At 40.3% G+C, this 17,520-nt stretch carries 14 protein-coding genes; 8 read left to right on the forward strand and 6 right to left on the reverse strand.

Annotation, left to right across the window (positions count from 1 at the left end; all coding sequences use genetic code 11):
- Positions 1-3 precede the first annotated feature (3 nt).
- Entirely contained in the window at positions 4-1,476 is a 1,473-nt protein-coding gene (gene gtfA, locus H5180_RS00915; protein WP_182757470.1) for a sucrose phosphorylase, read from the reverse strand.
- A gap of 176 nt (positions 1,477-1,652) precedes the next feature.
- Between gtfA and H5180_RS00920 the strand changes: the two genes are divergently transcribed.
- The 3 genes from H5180_RS00920 to H5180_RS00930 all read left to right on the forward strand — a co-directional run bounded on the left by H5180_RS00920 (position 1,653) and on the right by H5180_RS00930 (position 6,513).
- On the forward strand, positions 1,653-2,882 hold the full coding sequence (locus H5180_RS00920; RefSeq protein WP_149981806.1) for a sugar MFS transporter: 1,230 nt from the start codon (positions 1,653-1,655) through the stop codon (positions 2,880-2,882).
- A gap of 167 nt (positions 2,883-3,049) precedes the next feature.
- Positions 3,050-5,443, forward strand: a complete 2,394-nt coding sequence (locus H5180_RS00925) for a TonB-dependent receptor (RefSeq protein WP_182757471.1) — start codon at positions 3,050-3,052, stop codon at positions 5,441-5,443.
- A gap of 125 nt (positions 5,444-5,568) precedes the next feature.
- A complete protein-coding gene (locus H5180_RS00930; RefSeq protein WP_182757472.1) occupies positions 5,569-6,513 on the forward strand; it encodes a carbohydrate kinase in 945 nt (314 codons plus the stop codon).
- Between the two features lie 198 nt (positions 6,514-6,711).
- On the opposite strand, the gene H5180_RS00935 is transcribed toward H5180_RS00930, so the two are convergent.
- From H5180_RS00935 to H5180_RS00945, 3 genes are all read right to left on the reverse strand, one after another.
- A complete protein-coding gene (locus H5180_RS00935; protein ID WP_013463012.1) occupies positions 6,712-7,113 on the reverse strand; it encodes an STAS/SEC14 domain-containing protein in 402 nt (133 codons plus the stop codon).
- Between the two features lie 120 nt (positions 7,114-7,233).
- Entirely contained in the window at positions 7,234-7,926 is a 693-nt protein-coding gene (locus H5180_RS00940) for a cupin domain-containing protein (protein ID WP_182757473.1), read from the reverse strand.
- A 14-nt stretch (positions 7,927-7,940) separates the two neighbouring features.
- The gene (locus tag H5180_RS00945) at positions 7,941-8,561 is read right to left on the reverse strand and encodes a glutathione S-transferase (protein ID WP_182757474.1); all 621 of its coding nucleotides are present in this window, start codon (positions 8,559-8,561) and stop codon (positions 7,941-7,943) included.
- Between the two features lie 179 nt (positions 8,562-8,740).
- Here H5180_RS00945 and H5180_RS00950 point away from each other — a divergent pair, with 179 nt between their 5' ends.
- Positions 8,741-9,259, forward strand: a complete 519-nt coding sequence (locus H5180_RS00950) for a TetR/AcrR family transcriptional regulator (protein WP_145234516.1) — start codon at positions 8,741-8,743, stop codon at positions 9,257-9,259.
- Positions 9,260-9,390: 131 nt separating this feature from the next.
- Here the strand turns inward: H5180_RS00950 and H5180_RS00955 are convergent, their stop codons facing one another.
- Together H5180_RS00955 and H5180_RS00960 are read right to left on the reverse strand one after the other, a co-directional pair.
- A complete protein-coding gene (locus H5180_RS00955) occupies positions 9,391-10,854 on the reverse strand; it encodes a carbon starvation protein A (RefSeq protein ID WP_145234518.1) in 1,464 nt (487 codons plus the stop codon).
- Positions 10,855-11,098: 244 nt separating this feature from the next.
- On the reverse strand, positions 11,099-13,600 hold the full coding sequence (locus H5180_RS00960) for a S8 family serine peptidase (RefSeq protein WP_182757475.1): 2,502 nt from the start codon (positions 13,598-13,600) through the stop codon (positions 11,099-11,101).
- A gap of 592 nt (positions 13,601-14,192) precedes the next feature.
- Between H5180_RS00960 and H5180_RS00965 the strand changes: the two genes are divergently transcribed.
- The 4 genes from H5180_RS00965 to H5180_RS00980 are packed head-to-tail and all read left to right on the forward strand — an operon-like array spanning position 14,193 to position 17,346.
- Positions 14,193-15,707, forward strand: coding sequence for a curlin (locus H5180_RS00965; protein WP_145234523.1), 1,515 nt, complete (start codon positions 14,193-14,195; stop codon positions 15,705-15,707).
- Positions 15,708-15,740: 33 nt separating this feature from the next.
- Positions 15,741-16,142, forward strand: a complete 402-nt coding sequence (locus H5180_RS00970) for a curli production assembly/transport protein CsgE (protein ID WP_145234525.1) — start codon at positions 15,741-15,743, stop codon at positions 16,140-16,142.
- The gene (locus H5180_RS00975; RefSeq protein ID WP_182757476.1) at positions 16,132-16,572 is read left to right on the forward strand and encodes a curli assembly protein CsgF; all 441 of its coding nucleotides are present in this window, start codon (positions 16,132-16,134) and stop codon (positions 16,570-16,572) included. The genes H5180_RS00970 and H5180_RS00975 overlap by 11 nt, the downstream gene beginning before the upstream one ends.
- On the forward strand, positions 16,573-17,346 hold the full coding sequence (locus H5180_RS00980) for a CsgG/HfaB family protein (protein ID WP_145234530.1): 774 nt from the start codon (positions 16,573-16,575) through the stop codon (positions 17,344-17,346).
- Positions 17,347-17,520: the final 174 nt, after the last annotated feature.

Genomic DNA, 17,520 nt, shown 5'->3' on the forward strand with positions numbered 1-17,520 from the left:
AATTTAATTTAACAAATCATTTAGTGAGGTGAGTATTTGCTCATTCCCAGTGCGTTCAATTATTAACGCTTCGCGACGTGAAAAATTAACTTCTAGGACAATTTCACTGTCGTTTAATAGCCACTTTAAAGCACAACTATTGTCATCACCTTCAACACTAAACTCACCTGCAAAGGCACTGTGAGTATTACGTATCTCAATTAATTTTAGTAATCCCTGTACAACAGGCTTTGCAAGAGACTGCGCAATGATATCAGCATCTAAATATGGACGATTAATATCACGACCTACATTTGATTTTGCTAGTAACGCCATATCATTTTCAGCTGCGAATAAGCCACCGTAGTAAACTTGTGGTACGCCGGGTGCAAAAAATTGAATCGCGCGCGCAACTAAATAGTCAAAATCATTTGCACCTAACGCATTGTAATAAGTGCAATTTACTTGGTACAAGTCGACATTACTGGCAGCAGCCCCAGTTGCTTGGCGGCTTTGGTTATTGCTATTTGCATGAATAGTTTCAACTAGATTATCAATTTGCGCTGCATTTAATAATCCTGGCTTATCACCCATTGGACCCGCATCAATAATACCAATGCCATCGTGGGTATCGAGTACTGTTAAGCAATTACGTGGTGAAATATTTAACCACTTTACAAGTGCATCACTATTATTGGTAAATAAGCTGTGCAAAATCAATGGTGGTAATGCGAAGTCATAAACCATATTGACCCGCTTTGCGACGTCAACTTGAGTTTGATAATGGCTGTGAATTTCAGCAATTGTTTCCATACCCAATGCATTAGCTTGCGCCGATAACTTATCTAAATAATCAAACGTTTCATCTAGCATAAAGCAGTTTGTGCCAGCTTGCTTAATCGCGTAACCCGCCGCATCTAAACGAATAATATTAACGTTATTAGCAGAGAACTTTGTTAATACATTATTTAAATACGCAACGCCCGCAGCAACTTTAACATTAATGTCGATTTGATTATCGGTAAACGTGGTCCAAAAATCATACGTTTGACCATCGCCACATGGCATTGGAGTAAAACAACTGCCAGGGCGCGGGCGATAAATCGCTTTTTGCTCGGCGTCACTCATACCATTTGGAAAGACATCTTCTTTAGTTAAAAATAAATCCCAAAACGGTGATGCTTTACCTTTTGCTAGTACATCCTGAAACTGAAAGGATTGCGCCGATACGTGGTTCACAATCAAATCGGCCATCAGATCATAGTCTGCTCCTAACACTTGAATGTCTTGCCAAGTACCGATCCGTTCATCCACGGCACTATGATCAATAGGGTCAAAGCCTGCATCACTACCATCAATTGGATTGTAGAATGGCAATAGGTGGACACCTCCGAACACGCCGTGTAATGGACCATTTAAAAGTGCGGTCAATGCGTTGATATCTTGGCCAGTGATTCGATCAGCATATGTGATCAATTGAACTTTATTCTTCATCATTGTGTGATTACCATGTTGAAACTTAATCGATTAAGATATATCTTTAACTAGCAAGTAAGAATTTACAAGTAATTTTTAATAATTTTACATACAAAAATCGTGGCTCACGTAATACTACAATAAGTAACTAACTGACTTACTAAGTGTTAACTGAGCATTTAACGAGGAAAAAGTACATGACAAAATCACACACACACGTAAGCAGCGATCCGTTGCAACAAATACGCTGGCTTACATATATGATGTTTTTTATGTTTGCCATGACTTCTGATGCGGTGGGCATGATCATACCTGAACTTATTAAAGAGTTTGGTTTAAGCATGACCCAAGCAAGCGCGTTCCATTATGCACCTATGGCGCTAATTGCTTTTAGTGGATTGTTTTTAGGTTTTTTAGCAGACAGTTTAGGGCGTAAAACAACCATCATGCTAGGCCTTTTAATATTTTCGGCGAGCTGTTTCTTGTTTGCGTTTAGCACCAGCTTTACCTTCTTTTTATTGCTACTTTGCTGCATAGGCTTAGCCATTGGTTTATTTAAAACGGGTGCGCTTGCGTTACTTGGTGATATTTCACATAGTAACGAAGATCACACTAAAACGATGAATAAGGTAGAAGGCTTTTTTGGCATAGGCGCCATTGTAGGGCCAGCTCTAGTAGGCGTCTTACTGGTGCAAAATGTAAGCTGGACTTACCTGTACATTATTGCAGGTGTAATGTGTTTAATTCTCGCTTTACTAGCGTGGCGTGCAGACTACCCAGCCGTTGTAAAAACCACAGCAAAGCCCACTTCGCTTGCCACCACCATGAAAATGATCAAAAATCCGTATGCGCTAGGTTTTTCTCTGGCAATTGCCCTTTATGTGGCCACGGAGGTTGCTATTTATGTATGGATGCCTACGCTGTTAAAAGATTACACTGGCTCTTGGCCACTACTTGCAACCTATGCATTGACAATATTTTTTGTACTGCGTGCCGCAGGGCGATTTATTGCCGTATGGTTACTAAACCGCTATAGCTGGCAAGGTGTTATGGCCTATTTAAGCTTAGGCATTGCGCTGTGTTATGTCGGTACATTATTCGGTGGCGTTGATTGGGCTGTGGGTTTATTGCCGCTTTCGGGGTTATTTATGTCGATGGTTTATCCGACTTTAAACTCTAAAGGTATATCCTGCTTTGCAGTGCAACAGCACGGTGCTGTGGCGGGCGTGATATTATTTTTTACCGCACTTTCGGCGGCTTTAGCACCCTTGTTCATGGGTATGATCAGCGATTACTTTGGCCATGTGCGTTACGGTTTTTATTTAGCTACGGGCTTTGCTGTCATTTTATTTTTAGCTATGCTGTTTAATTATTTTAAAGATCCATCAGCAACGGCTTTACAGCAAGATAACCCTGTAACTGAGTAAACCTATATTCTAAGACAATAAAAAATACTTTATAAATCAATGAATGAATAAAAAAAGAGCAAATTAAGCACAAAATAATTTGCTTCTTGTAAAATATTTGTTATTTTTACTTAATCGATTAAGTAAAAATACAAATCCAATTGGGTTCAACACAACGAGGCGTAACCATGACAACACACAACACACCTTTATATTTAATCAGTGCTTTAGCGCTGGCTGTAAGCCAAGGCGTTTATGCACAACAACAAGAGCAAAACACACAAGCGCAAGCTAACAAAGGTCTTGAGACTATCGTTGTAACCGGTGTACCACGTCGTACAACCATTATGGCATCAAGCTCATCAGTGAGCAGTTTATCGCTTGCTCAAGTTGAAGTATCTACACCGCGTTCAACTGCTGAAGCGTTTAGAATTATTCCGGGCGTACGCTCAGAATCAACCGGCGGTGAAGGTAACGCAAACATTGCTGTACGCGGCTTACCTGTGGCCTCTGGTGGTGCTAAGTTTTTACAATTACAAGAAGACGGTTTACCCGTTATGCAATACGGTGATATTGCTTTTGGTAACGCTGATATATTTATGCGCCTAGATAATACCGTACAAACTATCGAATCAATTCGTGGTGGTTCGGCCTCGACTGCAGCAAGTAATGCACCGGGCGGCATAATTAACTTTATATCTAAAAATGGTGAAAATGAATCAGGCAGTGTTTCTACAACACTGGGCCTTGATTACGACACTATTCGTACAGACTTTGAATACGGCACTTACCTTAGTGATAGCGTACGTTTTCATGTAGGTGGTTTTGTGCGCCAAGGTGAAGGCCCGCGTGAAACAGGTTACACATCAAATAAAGGTGGGCAAATTAAAGCCAACCTTACCAAAGACTTTGAAAACGGTTACGTGCGTCTTTATTACAAACATTTAGATGACAAAAGCGTGGGTTACTTACCAATGCCAATGTATGCAAATGGTGACTCAATCCCTGGGTTTGACGCACAATCGGATACACCACACTCGGCATTATTTACTAAAACAGTGCGTTTAAATGGCGAAAATCAAATTAGTAGCGGCGATATTCGCGATGGCATGAACCCGCAAGTTGACTCAGTGGGTTTTGAAGCCGTATTTGACTTAGATAACGATTGGCGTATTGAAAACCGTTTTCGTAAATCCTCTGTTAGCGGTAACTTTAATTCACTTATTCCTGCTGAAGTAGGCAGCGCGACTGCTATTGCACAAAGTATTGGCGGCGCAGGTGCAACGCTTAGTAATGCAAATACCGGAGCTGCATTTAATGACGATTTAGCCATGCGTATTCATACGTTTGACGTCACAATGAACGACTTTGACTCTATTGTGAACGACTTCAAACTAACTAAATCACTAAGCGATGATACAAGCGTTACGTTTGGTTACTATGCTTCAACGCAAAATATTGCTATGTCATGGTTATGGAACTCTTACCTAATGGAGCTTAAGGGCGATAATGCGGCGCTACTAAATGTAACAGCTGCTGATGGTACAGCGTTTTCTGAAAATGGTTTATATGCATACGGAACGCCTTTTTGGGGTAACTGTTGTCAGCGTGATTACGATACAGAATACGATACCCGCGCCCCGTACGTTTCATTTTCAACAAAAGTGGGTGATGTAAGTATTGATGCCAGTGCTCGTTACGATAGTGGTGAAGCACGCGGCAACTATGCAGGTGCCGTTACCTCAACGGTCGATATGAATCGCGATGGAGTGATTTCAGTTCCTGAACAAAATGTAGCAGGCATTGATACCGCAAATGCTAGCCCAGTAAATTACGATTGGGATTATGCATCCTATTCAATTGGGGCTAACTACCAAATAGATTCAAGCCTTGCGACATTTGCAAGACTGAGTAAAGGTGGCCGCGCAAATGCTGACCGACTTTTATTTGGTAAAGTACGCGCTGACGGTTCGGTTGCTGATGAAGATGCCGTTGATGAAGTAAACCAGTATGAATTTGGGGTTAAAAAACGTTTTGATTCACTCTCAGTTTTTGCAACAGCGTTTTATGCAGAAACAGAAGAGCAAAACTTTGAAGCAACATCGCAAACCTTTTTTGACCGTGAGTACGAAGCAAAAGGGATTGAAATTGAATCAACTTACTTCATCGATGCATGGGATTTTCGTGGTAACTTAACATGGACAGATGCAGAAATTGCTAAGGATGCACTTACACCTGAAGTGGTAGGTAATACGCCACGCCGCCAAGCTGATTTAATCTACTCTTTAATGGCTCGTTATAGCTTTGATAAAGGTGCTGCCGGTGTCAACTTTATTGGTACTACTGATGCTTACGCTCAAGACAATAACGACCTTAAATTTGACGGTTACACTCAAGTAAATGGCTTTGTAAGTTACGATTTATCTGAAAACCTTAATATTGCACTTAATGTAAATAACTTATTCGATACGGTAGGTATTACAGAAGCTGAAGAAGGCTCAATTCCAGATAATAACATTATTCGCGCCCGTACTATTAATGGCCGCACAACATCAATAACGCTTAAATACGCGTTTAACTAACCATCTTTAGTGTAACAAGCGCTGAAGCTATGTTTTTCAGCGATTGTTACACTAACTTTAATTAGTTTTAATAATTCTCCCTTGAATTTTGACCTAGCTCTGCTGGGTTTTTTAGGATTTACACTATGACCAAATTACTTAGCCTCGGCGAGCTACTTATTGATATGCTGCCACAAGATTCTCAAAACAGTGCTTATTTGCCCATTGCAGGAGGTGCCCCTGCCAATGTAGCGGTAGGTTATGCAAAGTTAGGCGGCAAGGCTGCTTTTTGTGGCGGTATGGGTGATGACTACTTTGCTAAACAATTAAGTAAATCGCTTGAGCAATATAAAGTAAGTACAGAGTACTTATTTACGATTAAAGACTCTCAAACGGCCATGGTTATTGTGAGTTTAGATGAAACCGGTGAACGCAGCTTTAATTTTTATCGCCACAATACCGCCGATTTACTGTTAACGAGTGATCACTTAAGCCATATCAAATGGGATGAATTGAGTACCCTACACTTTTGTTCCAACACGTTAACCAATCCAGCCATTGCAAACACCACCGTGTGTGCTTTAAAGCTGGCTAAAAACAACCATAAACTCGTTAGCTTTGATGTAAATTTACGCTATAGCTTGTGGCAAAATAGCAATGACATTGAACACAATGTACATGCGTGTTATGCCTATTGCGACATTGTTAAGCTATCGCGTGATGAGCTGAACTTTTTAGCTGAGCAAACACAGCAAGCACCTGATGATTACTTACAGTCTATTTTAAATATAGGTGTAAAATTGGTATTTTTAACCGATGGCCCTGCACCGGCAATGGTTTACCATAAAGGGTTTATATTAAATGAATCGGCGCCAATCATTAATGCTGTGGATACTACCAGTGCCGGTGATGCGTTTATTGCAGGCGTGTTATATTATTTAAATCACACCGATGAAAATAGCTCGCTTATCGAAAAAATTAATAATGAACACCTAGTAAAACACGCTTTAAGTTTTGGTTTGCGTTGTGGCTCTAAAGCCTGCTTAGCCAAGGGGGCATTTCCCGCATTACCTACACTTCAAGAGGTATAATACCAATCCGCAATAATACTTAATCATTTTACGAGGCTAAACGTGTCGCTATCTGCGTTAAAAAATTCTCATTTAGAACAACTAAATAGCAAATTTTTTGCCTAGCTATCAACACGTTTTTCCAGCCTCAAAATAGATCACTTAATTAAGCGAATTGATATAAATACTTTAAAAATAAAAGCCGATTATGGCCTTTATTTAAGCATCCGCTTCTTCATCATTACTTTTTAACCATTCTAAAGCCGCAGTGGCGTTCTCAAAATATTGAATTTCACCTGATACAAACCAACTGCCTAATTTAGCGATGGTTGATTGCCAGTCCTTGTTGCCGTATATGGCTATTTTTTTAAACTCTTTGTTATGTTTTAAGCCAAGTTTTAAATCATCCCATGCGGCTCTAAGTTCCCAGCCATCAAGCTCAGTACCATCTATGAGTACATTAACAATAGGATGTTTAACTTCGCCAAGCGCAGAGTCAATCATCGGCGTGATCACCTCATAATCTTTGTGAGTGAGTGTACCTATAGCTTTTAAGGTTAAAAAAAACTCGCAACCAGAGCGCTCAATACCAATAGATAAGCCGTGTGTTAAATTTACCATAACCCGAACTCCATAATAATATGAGCATTGAGTATAGGTGATAGCTTAGTAACTAATAGTGAAGTAGATCAAAAAACAGGCACATCACTTTTATTGTGCCCATTTTAATTAAATGCTTAATTATGCATTTTTAAGCCGTGCTATTTGATTTTCAACATCTGTTAAATGACCGATTTTAAGCCACACTCTGGCTCCTTCACTGACTGCTGTTGCTTTAATTTCGCTGTTAGGCGGCACTCTTAACCAGCTGTGCTTTACTAATGTATCGCCCTGCTCTTCAAGCGAGCCTTCAAGAACTAAAAGCTCGCCCCCACCTAAGGCGTTTAACGATATTTCACTGTTAGGTGCAAATGCAAAAATACTCACCTCTTCAAAGGCATCTTTATAAAGAGAAACTACATTTACATTACTAAACTCAGGGTGAGGAACACTGCACATGGTATTAGTTTGCAAGCGAACATGCTCTCTATCCTCTGGCTGAAACTGCCATAATTTCACAAATATAACGCACCCATTTTCAGAGCTTGGTGTATGTTTTGACTCAGGCGGATTGCGAATATAATAGCCCTTGGGGAAATCACCATGTTCATCTTGAAAAACACCTTCAAGCACAATAAATTCTTCACCGCCGGTATGTGTATGGGCAGAAAAATGGCTGTTTGGCGCATAACGTACAATGCTGGTTGCGCGTGCAACCTCATTGCCCACTCTATCAAGTGGACGCCTATCAACACCCGCCATCGGTGAGGCTATCCATTCTAACGATTCGCTATGTACAACAACACGTACGCTAAAATCAGCTGCAATTTTCATATTTGACTCCATATCTAAACAGCAATACTTGGACGCTGAGCGACCTTTTCTTGCCATGCTATTAAATGTGATAGCTCACTAGGAATAGCTATTTTTGCAAAGCCTGCAAACACCAGACCGGCGTATAAAGTAATATCTGCAACACTGAAATTCTCACCAGCAACATAAGCAGAGTTAGCTAATACGCTATTAAAATAAACAAAGCCTTGGCGCGCTTTTTCACCTTGCTTTTCTCCCCAAGCAACATTTTGATAGGTTTCAAGCGCTGGGCCTAAACCATCCGTTGCATGATGAAAGTAACTGGCTACAGCATCAAGTACCATTGACTCCGCACGTTTTTGCATCATATTAATCACCGCACGTTCTTTTGCCTCAACACCGGTTAATGAAGGGCCTGCAAAAGCGGTATCAATATATTCAGTAATCGCGGTGCATTCTGCTATGAACGTTCCATCATCTAGCTCTAAAACAGGTACGCCTGCTGAGGGGTTTTTAGCTAAAAAGGCTTCAGTACGATGCTCACCATTTAATAAATCAACAGCAACAAATTCTACTTTGTCAGTCGCATTTTTTTCAGCAAGTGCAATACGTACACGTAATGGATTAGGAAAGTTTTCTACGTCATAAATTTTCATAATTATCTCTTTATATTTTTAACCACAGTTTGAACTAATATTGGCAAGATTAAACAACCTACCTACTGATAGGTAATTTATATTAAGATCTCGATCTTTGCAAACTAAAAATAAAAGAGCTTGAAAATAACTACCTACTGGTTGATAATTTTTTGCAGCGATATGAAGGAAGTTTTAAAATGACAAAAAAAGCAGCCCTGTTAAAAGCAGCAGAAAATAAGGTTAGACTTGGTGGCTATAGCAATTTTAGCTTTAGAGAGTTGGCGAATGAAATTGGTATTAAAAGTGCGAGTGTGCATTATCATTTTCCGACCAAAGCTGATTTAGGTGCTGAACTCGCGCATCAATACACTGATGCCTTTATCGCTGTGCTTGGCGAACCGGAGGCACATAAAGCAAACGGTAAAAATCCAATCGATATTTACACGCAATTATTTAGAAATGCGTTAGTGATGGATAAAAAAATGTGTTTATGTGGCTTACTTGGCGCACAAAGTGACAGCCTTCCTGATAAAGTGCGCGATGAAGTAAAACGCTTTTTCATTAAAAATTTAGTCTGGTTAACTCAAGCACATAAAATAAATGGAGAGCTTAATCCTGAACGTGCTGCGATTAAAACAGTGAGTTTATTAGAGGGCGCAATGATGATCAGCAACACCCTTGATGATATTCGCTACTTTGAGCAAGCTACTTTTTAACGGCTAATAGTTTGCCTGAACGGTTAGTGATCAAAAAGTTGATAAAGCTATTAACTAAATTACAACTCGATTAAACATAAAAAAGCGAGCCTTCACAAGGCTCGCTTTTACATTATTAAGATTACGATTTATTAAACTGCACGCACTTTATGCTTTGAATGCACTATCGCTAGTACTATAAAGCCTATTACCGCCACTGCTGCACCAATCGGTTTACCTAAATCACTTGATAAGTTTAACCCTATTGCCGCAGTCATTATGTATGACAAGGTCACTGCTGTAGCGATGACTGCAGGTACACTGGCAATCCAGTGAAATGTTCCACGGTCAAATAAGTACTTGGTCGCAAGCCATAACACACTCGTAGAAAGCAGCATATTTGAGAATGCGAAGTAGCGCCAAATCACAGAGAAATCAAGCTTAGTCATAAAGTAGGCAATCGTTAAAATAGGGATTGCTAGCAATAAACGATTACGCAAACTTTGCGGAATACTAAACGCATCAACCACTGTTAAACGAAGTGAACGAAACGCCGTATCGCCTGAGGTAATTGGGAATACTGCTACTGCAATAATCGCCATAATACCACCAAACACACCTAAATAACTGTTTGCTATATGGTTAACCACCAAACCTGGGCCGCCTAAATCAAGCATTGCTTTCAAACCTGCATAGCCTTCTGGGAAAGCAGCAATACCCGCTAATGCCCATACACAACCAACAATACCTTCACACATCATTGCGCCATAATAAACTGGACGAACGTATTTTTCGTTAGTTAGGCAACGTGCAATAATTGGTGCTTGCGTAGAATGAAAACCACTAATAGCACCACAGGTTATGGTAATAAACAATAACGGCCACGTAGGTAATCCATCTGGATTTGGAGTTAAAAAGTCATGGGCATGATCAGCTTCAAAATACGCTAAAAAATCACCAGCTACCGGTAAATGCGGCGCATTAATTAACAGTGATACAGCAATTGCAACCGTCATCACAATCATTAATAAACCAAAAACAGGGTAAAATTTAGTAATGATTTTATCAATTGGCAGTAAAGTAGCTAAAAAGTAATAAGCCAAAATAGCCAAAACCCAAAAGGTATTATTGGCAAATATAGTATCTTTAAATACGTCTAAGTTGCTTAATAATCCAGCGGGGCTCATTATGAATACCACGCCGACAAAAAACAGTAACATCGCCGTAAATATTAACATAAAGCCTTTAAATACAACGTTGTAATATTTACCTGCAATTTCTGGTAGGCTTTTACCATCCTCTTTGATACTCATAACACCTGAGTAAAAGTCGTGTACAGCTCCACCTAATACATTACCGAGTACGATCCAGACCAAAGCAATTGGTCCATATAGAGCACCGAGAATAGGGCCAAATATTGGGCCTACCCCTGCAATATTTAAAAACTGAATTAAAAACGCACGAACAGGATGAATTGCAACATAGTCAACACCTTCGCTAAAACGTTTTTGTGGTGTATCAATGGTGGCGTCCATACCAGCTTGTTTTTCTACAAAGGGACTGTAGAACTTGTAACCTAATATTAAAATAGTCAGGCAGATAAAAAAGATGATCATAAGCACGTTTCTCTTTTTGTAATATAGAGCGCGTTGTCAGTCGCCCCGAATTTCAAACTATGGGTAATCGTTGAACGTTAGCAGAGCCTGTTAAGATCCACAATACGACTATCTGATAATATTATTAGATGTTTGAAGTGCAGAGTTTAACTATCAGGAACAATATAGTAGGCAATAAAAAAGCCTTGCAGGGGAACAGCAAGGCTTGGGACTTCACGGGGAATTATTTAAATGTTAAGTGCACTTATTCAAATGTCACTGTTACGATATTTGAACATACATCTGCTGTAACACAAACTTGGTAATCATAGGCTGGCAAAGTTGCATTACGTAAGAAGTCACGGTGACGGCCGTTATCAGTCGTTGTTCCTACAAACTCACCATTGCGATATACATTAAGTGATTGAGCACCCACTTGCTCCCAGCTAAGATCAACACGCATAGTGTTTAAGCGGGTTTTATTCGCGCGGGTTAAACTCAACGCAATTGCAACATCACTCACAACCACTGTCTGTACTGACGAATCAGTATTACCTTCACTATCGGTTACAGTTAATGTTACTTGGTAGTTACCTGATTGCGCATAAGCGTGAACTGGATTTGCATCTGTTGAAGTTGCACCATCACCAAAGTCCCAGCTCCATTGTGTAATATCGTTATTTGCATCGCTGCTTGAATCCGTAAACGAGACTGTTAAAGCTTGTGCATCATAGTCAAAATCAGCTTGTGGTGGCTGCGGGGTTACCTCACCAATTGCACTAAATGTAAGTGACCAATTATTCAGTGTGCCAGTATCTGCCGCATAGGTATCTTCAACATGTAATACCCAATCACCCGTTGCCACTTCGCCATTAAAATCAGCTAAAGAGTAGCTTTGTACTATATCCTCTGCGCTACCGCCTGACTGACTATGCAATGTAGAACTTGTTCCTCTAGGCGAGGTTAACGTAACGATTAAATCACCAATGTAAGTATGTGAAATATCAATACTCGCTTGAGTTGCAAAAACAGTCAGTGGATCATTTACGGTGATCACAGAATCAACACCGTCAACATTGTTATCGGGGATTGCTACTGCGGTATCATTCGTATAGGTAAAATCATTTAAGCCAACAGGATCAACTAATAAGCTTACTGACTTCTGCTTAGCCAACTCGCCAGAAGATGCATTTACGCTAAAGTCATAGCGCCCCCATTGTGTTGACTCTTGAGTTGGCACACTAAGTATCACCACATCACCAGGCGTTGCAGTGTTTGCTGATAAACTAGCACCAGCTAAATCGCCAATTAATTCAAGGTCTACAACCCCTTGCCACTGGGCAATTGAGCCAATTTCAAATGTATATGTTGCCGTTTCACCGGCAGTGATCTGCTGAGCTGTTGGTGTAACAGATAGCTTAAAGCTTGGTGTAGGGTCTGCCTGCTCAAGAGCTTGATTAGCGTTTAAGCGTTTGCCCGATACGGTCTTCCCTGCCAGTTGTGCATTATCATCGCCACTATCCATAAGCAGCTGTTTAAGCTCACTTGTTGATAAGTCAGGATTGAGTGATAGTACCAAAGCAGCGACACCCGCAACATGCGGTGTGGCCATTGATGTACCAGAGTAAGTTGCATAACCATTACCCGGTACGGTTGATAAAATAGCACTCCCTGGAGCACCTAAATCAACACTGGTTAAACCCCATTGTGAAAAGTCTGACATATTATCGTTACGATCAGTGCTGGCCACTGACAACACGCTTTCATGCTCATAATTGGATGGATAATGTGGATTTTGGTCATTATCAACGGCGTCATTACCTGCAGCGGCAACAAATAAAATGTCAGCTTGTTCGCTGGCGGTTATCGCATCAGCAAGCGCTTGGCTAAAGCCACCACCGCCCCAGCTATTATTTAGTACGCGAACATTTACACCCGCATTTTTCAGACTCACCATATAGTCAATACACTTAATAGCGTCGGATGTAGAGCCACTGCCTGATGCATCTAAGAACTTACAACCAACAATCGCCGCTTCATGATTAACACCCACAACACCATTATTGTTATTACCTGCAGCGCCGATTGTCCCTGAGACATGCGTACCGTGACCTTGGTCATCCATTGGGTCGCCAACATTTGTAATGGCATTAATACCATGCACGTCATCAATGTAGCCATTACCATCATTATCGATGCCATCGCCTGCGATTTCATTCGGGTTTATCCACATATTTGCCGTTAAATCACTATGACTGTGATCTACACCAGTATCGATAACGCCCACAACGACATCTTTACCACCTGTTGTAATTGACCATGCTTCGAGTGCATCTATATCCGCATCGGCCGTCCCACCAGATTGGCCTTCATTGTGTAATCCCCACAACTTTGAAAAATCAGGGTCATTGGGAGCCGTAGCAATACTCACGCGATAATCTGGCTCAACATATTCAACCGCTGCATGTGTTTGCAGTAATTTAATTGCTTGCTTGGTGCTCATGCCAGTTACTTCAAACTTAGCTAGACGACCAGATAAAATCGACGAATAGTTGTCATCAACACCATCTTTATTTAAATCACTTACTTTAGCTTTTACTAAACTGCGGGCTTGACTACGCATTGCCACAGAAGTGCCTTTTTTATACATAACGAGCAATGAGTCTTGAGAAGCTCGTGCTGAAGGCTCTGCAGCAATGGTTGTTACTTGTGCTGCAGCTAAACATGGCAAAATAGCCAAGCTTAAAATAGATAATTTAGTTTTCATATTTTGTATCCATAGTTAGAAATATTAACTTAGCTTTGTTACTAAGTTTCGCTAACTTCACTACTTTTGAAATATCACTGGCAAGCACCATAAATGACAGAGAAAACCTAAACCAGACAAGAAAAATTCAATAAATTACTAAAAAACCAGTCTTTAACACTGTTTTTAACGGTCAATTTATTAACAACACAATCGTTTTTATGAGTAATTAGCGCTCAGTAGATGCCTTACTCGCCTCATCTTTTATTACCAGATTATTCAACATTCCAAGCTGATTACGGCGCTAAAACAAGTAAGTAGTTGAAAAGAAAGTAGATTAAAAATCATAAAAAGAGATGATTTCGAATATTACGTTTACACAATAAAGTTAACCGTCAATTGGTAGCAGTGCGTAAGTAAAAAAGCATTAATTGCATAAAACACAACACTGCATATCAATATAATTCTTCACTCACTTTTGTATGAGTGAGCTTTTTGCTCTTGATATCACAAAACTTAAATCGGCAAGGCATGCCGAACAAACTATGCAGAACATTAAGGTATCCACAACCCATTAATGACTGCTCTAATAATTATAAGTTAAGGAAAAATCATGAAGTTAAATAAATCTTTATTGACATGTGCAATCGCAGTTGCATTAAGTTCAAGCTTTGTTGCACACGCAAATATCGACGATAAAAACCAATCAACCTCTGTATTAGCAAGTCAAGTGTCAACTACTGCGGTAGGCAATGTCCTCACTATTGAACAAACATCATTGCAAGGTATGGGTAACGATGTAATGGTCACGCAACAAGGTGATGGCCTTGAAGCAAACGTAACAAGTTTAGGCGATAACAACAGCATTAATGTTGATCAAAAACAAATTCAAAACTTGTCTTTAACGTACGTAATAGGCGATAACAACACCCTAAGTCACAGCCAAGATGGTGAAGTTAATGGCGCTCTATCAGACATAACAGGCGATGATAACTCAGTCAATGTTGCGCAGTTTGGCACGGGCTTTTTTGGTATTAATAACGAAGCGATTAACGTAGTTCAAGGTGATGCTAACGACATTGCAGTTACTCAGCAAGATGGCGGCCATTGGTTTTATAATTTGGATTTGCAAGGTAATAGCAACAAAATTAGCGCATCTCAAGCAGGCCTTTTAAATGAAGCAACGCTGGCAACTATTAGTGGTGACGAAAACACCATTGAAGTTACTCAAAACGGCTTGTTTAACGCTTTTACACTTACTGAACTCGTTGGTAATACGAATGAAGTAGTAATAGCACAAGAAGGTAATTTCAACGGCGTTACGGTTACTTCTGTTCGCGGCGATGAAAACAGCTTAGACATCGAACAAGCGGGTGATTCAAATACTGCGACTTTTGCAAGTGTTGAAGGAAACGAAAACACCCTATCAATCGATCAAGAAGGTAATACCAATACCTTCACATCTGAGTTATTTGCCGGTAATGACAATCAAGTTTCGGTTGATCAACAACAAGATAATAATCAAGTTGGGGCTGATGTATTAGGTGATAACAATGAACTCACTGTTATGCAAAATGGCTCAATGAACGAGACCTACTTGGGCACAATTGGCGCTGACAATGAATTCTCAAGCGTTCAAATTGGTAACGAAAACAGCGCTCACATCGCTAATTTTAATGGTCAAGGCAACGACGTTGATTTAGCTCAAGCCGGTGACATGAATACCGCTTTAATTCAATCTTCGTACCCTGACACATCGCTTAATTCAAACGATAATGACATTAATATTAGTCAATTAGGCAGCACAAATGAAGCAACATTAACCTTTGCAAGCGTGCTAAATAGTAATAACAATAGCGTTGATTTTAGCCAAAGTGGCGATCTGAATGCGATTGATTTAGTTATGGAAGGCAGCAACCATTCTATTGATATTTCGCAGCAAGGCGATATGAATATGGTAGCAGGTATCGATACGGGTGCATTTATCGTTGGTGGTGACAACATCAACTTCACAGTCACACAAGTAGGCAATGGCAACTTAGTTGAAGGTGCTATTACCGCTTCTAACACTTCAGTCGTGATCACCCAAGTGGGCGATTACAACACAGCAACTGTGACCCAGGAATAAGGATATTGGGGGGCACGTCCCCCCATATTAAACATGACATTAGTTAGAACGCTTATTACCGCGCTAAGCCTGCTTTTTTTAACTACCTTTAGCCACTTATCTCAAGGCGCTGACGAATTAGAAATAGATGGCCTAGTGCTCGATCGCAGCATTAGTCGCTTTGGTCACCAGTTTTATTTTGAATTTTCAAACCTTTGGCGCGACCTACCCTCAACCGCTGGTTTTAATATAGAAATAAAAGAGACCGTACTTCCTCGGGCTGGCACAAAACTGACCTTAGTAATGAATAATCAAATTGTATATGTAACCTATTTAGGGCGTCGCTTGGAGCCTATTGATGAGCGTGTAGAACACGCTTTATACAGTGTTATGGATGCGATGGCGCGCTCTAATTTACATAAAGCTTCGCCCGATATGGCAAAAAATGGATGGTAAAATGGCCCCCGACTCAAGAAAATATATAACAACAACTATAATGATATTACTCCCCTTATCGGTATCTGCAACAGAGCTTGTGTATACCCCCATTAATCCAAGTTTCGGAGGTAGTCCACTCAATGCCAGTATGCTATTAAATAAAGCGCAAGCGCAAAATAAACATAAAGCACCAATAATTGAACAAAGCTACGCTGAGAAATTTCAAGATTCTCTAGAACGTACCTACTTAAACCGCATGGTAAGAGAGATCACTGATATTGCCTTTGGTGAAGATATAGATGAAAGTATTTTTAACCAAGATTCAATTTTTTTAAGTGGTGATTACGAAATTCAAGTGATCACCAGTACCGTAGATTCAATTACAGTGCGAATAACCAACACCAATGACAACAGTGTCGTGGTCATTGAAGTACCGAGGTTTAGCTAAATGAAAGCGCTATTTATTGCAGTACTTACCCTGGCATTATCCGCATGCAGTAGCATGGGCAATTTGATCCCACCTTCGCAACAGTTGGCCGCAAGTTTAACCCCCACTGAAACCTTTAAAGCACTTCAACAGTTACCAACACCTGCTGGCAGTATCGCCGTATCGGTATATTCTTTTCGTGATCAAACGGGCCAATATAAACCGCAAGGCAATGTTAGTTCATTTTCAACCGCCGTCACTCAAGGGGCTAATTCCATCTTAATACAAGCGCTACACGAATCTGATTGGTTTATTCCGGTTGAACGTGAAGGTTTGCAAAATATTCTGACTGAAAGAAAAATTATTCGTGCCGCCCAAGCCGAACAGCCAAATGCTGTTGAATTACCACCACTGACCACCGCTAAAATCATTTTAGAAGGCGGTATAATTAGCTACGACACCAATGTAAAAACCGGTGGTTTTGGCATGGAATATTTTGGCATCGGCGCGTCAGAACTCTACCGCGAAGATGCTATCTCTATTTACTTACGTGCCGTAGACGTGCGTACTGGGCAAGTATTATTGTCCGTAGCCACCAGCAAAAAAGTGCTCAGCCAAGAAATGCGCGCAGGGTTTTTCCGTTATGTTAGTTATAAACGTTTAGCCGAAGCCGAAGCGGGTTTTAGTGATAACGAACCGATGAGTATTTGCGTAACCCAAGCAATTGAAAAAGCCCTCAGTGATCTAGTCATCAAAGGCATTGATAAAGGCATATGGGCAACAAAGCGTAGTTGATAATTAACGTCTATCAACGCTGGCATAACGATTCTGATTTCTGGTTAGCTTATTCTATAGCTAACCATGAGATACAAAAATAGCAATAACAGGTGTTATATCTGTGTACCAGCACCGATATAGCACCAATCAAAAACCAACGTAATGTATGAAGAGTATTAGGGCTGCAATTAC

Source organism: Pseudoalteromonas sp. SR41-4, assembly GCF_014163985.1.
Classification (GTDB): domain Bacteria; phylum Pseudomonadota; class Gammaproteobacteria; order Enterobacterales; family Alteromonadaceae; genus Pseudoalteromonas; species Pseudoalteromonas rhizosphaerae.

Excerpts from the sequence above, each read along its gene's own strand:
- gtfA (WP_182757470.1), bottom strand. The coding sequence starts at position 1,476 with ATGATGAAGAATAAAGTTCAATTGATCACATATGCTGATCGAATCACT.
- H5180_RS00920 (WP_149981806.1), top strand. The coding sequence starts at position 1,653 with ATGACAAAATCACACACACACGTAAGCAGCGATCCGTTGCAACAAATA.
- H5180_RS00925 (WP_182757471.1), top strand. The coding sequence starts at position 3,050 with ATGACAACACACAACACACCTTTATATTTAATCAGTGCTTTAGCGCTG.
- H5180_RS00930 (WP_182757472.1), top strand. The coding sequence starts at position 5,569 with ATGACCAAATTACTTAGCCTCGGCGAGCTACTTATTGATATGCTGCCA.
- H5180_RS00935 (WP_013463012.1), bottom strand. The coding sequence starts at position 7,113 with ATGGTAAATTTAACACACGGCTTATCTATTGGTATTGAGCGCTCTGGT.
- H5180_RS00940 (WP_182757473.1), bottom strand. The coding sequence starts at position 7,926 with ATGAAAATTGCAGCTGATTTTAGCGTACGTGTTGTTGTACATAGCGAA.
- H5180_RS00945 (WP_182757474.1), bottom strand. The coding sequence starts at position 8,561 with ATGAAAATTTATGACGTAGAAAACTTTCCTAATCCATTACGTGTACGT.
- H5180_RS00950 (WP_145234516.1), top strand. The coding sequence starts at position 8,741 with ATGACAAAAAAAGCAGCCCTGTTAAAAGCAGCAGAAAATAAGGTTAGA.
- H5180_RS00955 (WP_145234518.1), bottom strand. The coding sequence starts at position 10,854 with ATGATCATCTTTTTTATCTGCCTGACTATTTTAATATTAGGTTACAAG.
- H5180_RS00960 (WP_182757475.1), bottom strand. The coding sequence starts at position 13,600 with ATGAAAACTAAATTATCTATTTTAAGCTTGGCTATTTTGCCATGTTTA.
- H5180_RS00965 (WP_145234523.1), top strand. The coding sequence starts at position 14,193 with ATGAAGTTAAATAAATCTTTATTGACATGTGCAATCGCAGTTGCATTA.
- H5180_RS00970 (WP_145234525.1), top strand. The coding sequence starts at position 15,741 with ATGACATTAGTTAGAACGCTTATTACCGCGCTAAGCCTGCTTTTTTTA.
- H5180_RS00975 (WP_182757476.1), top strand. The coding sequence starts at position 16,132 with ATGGATGGTAAAATGGCCCCCGACTCAAGAAAATATATAACAACAACT.
- H5180_RS00980 (WP_145234530.1), top strand. The coding sequence starts at position 16,573 with ATGAAAGCGCTATTTATTGCAGTACTTACCCTGGCATTATCCGCATGC.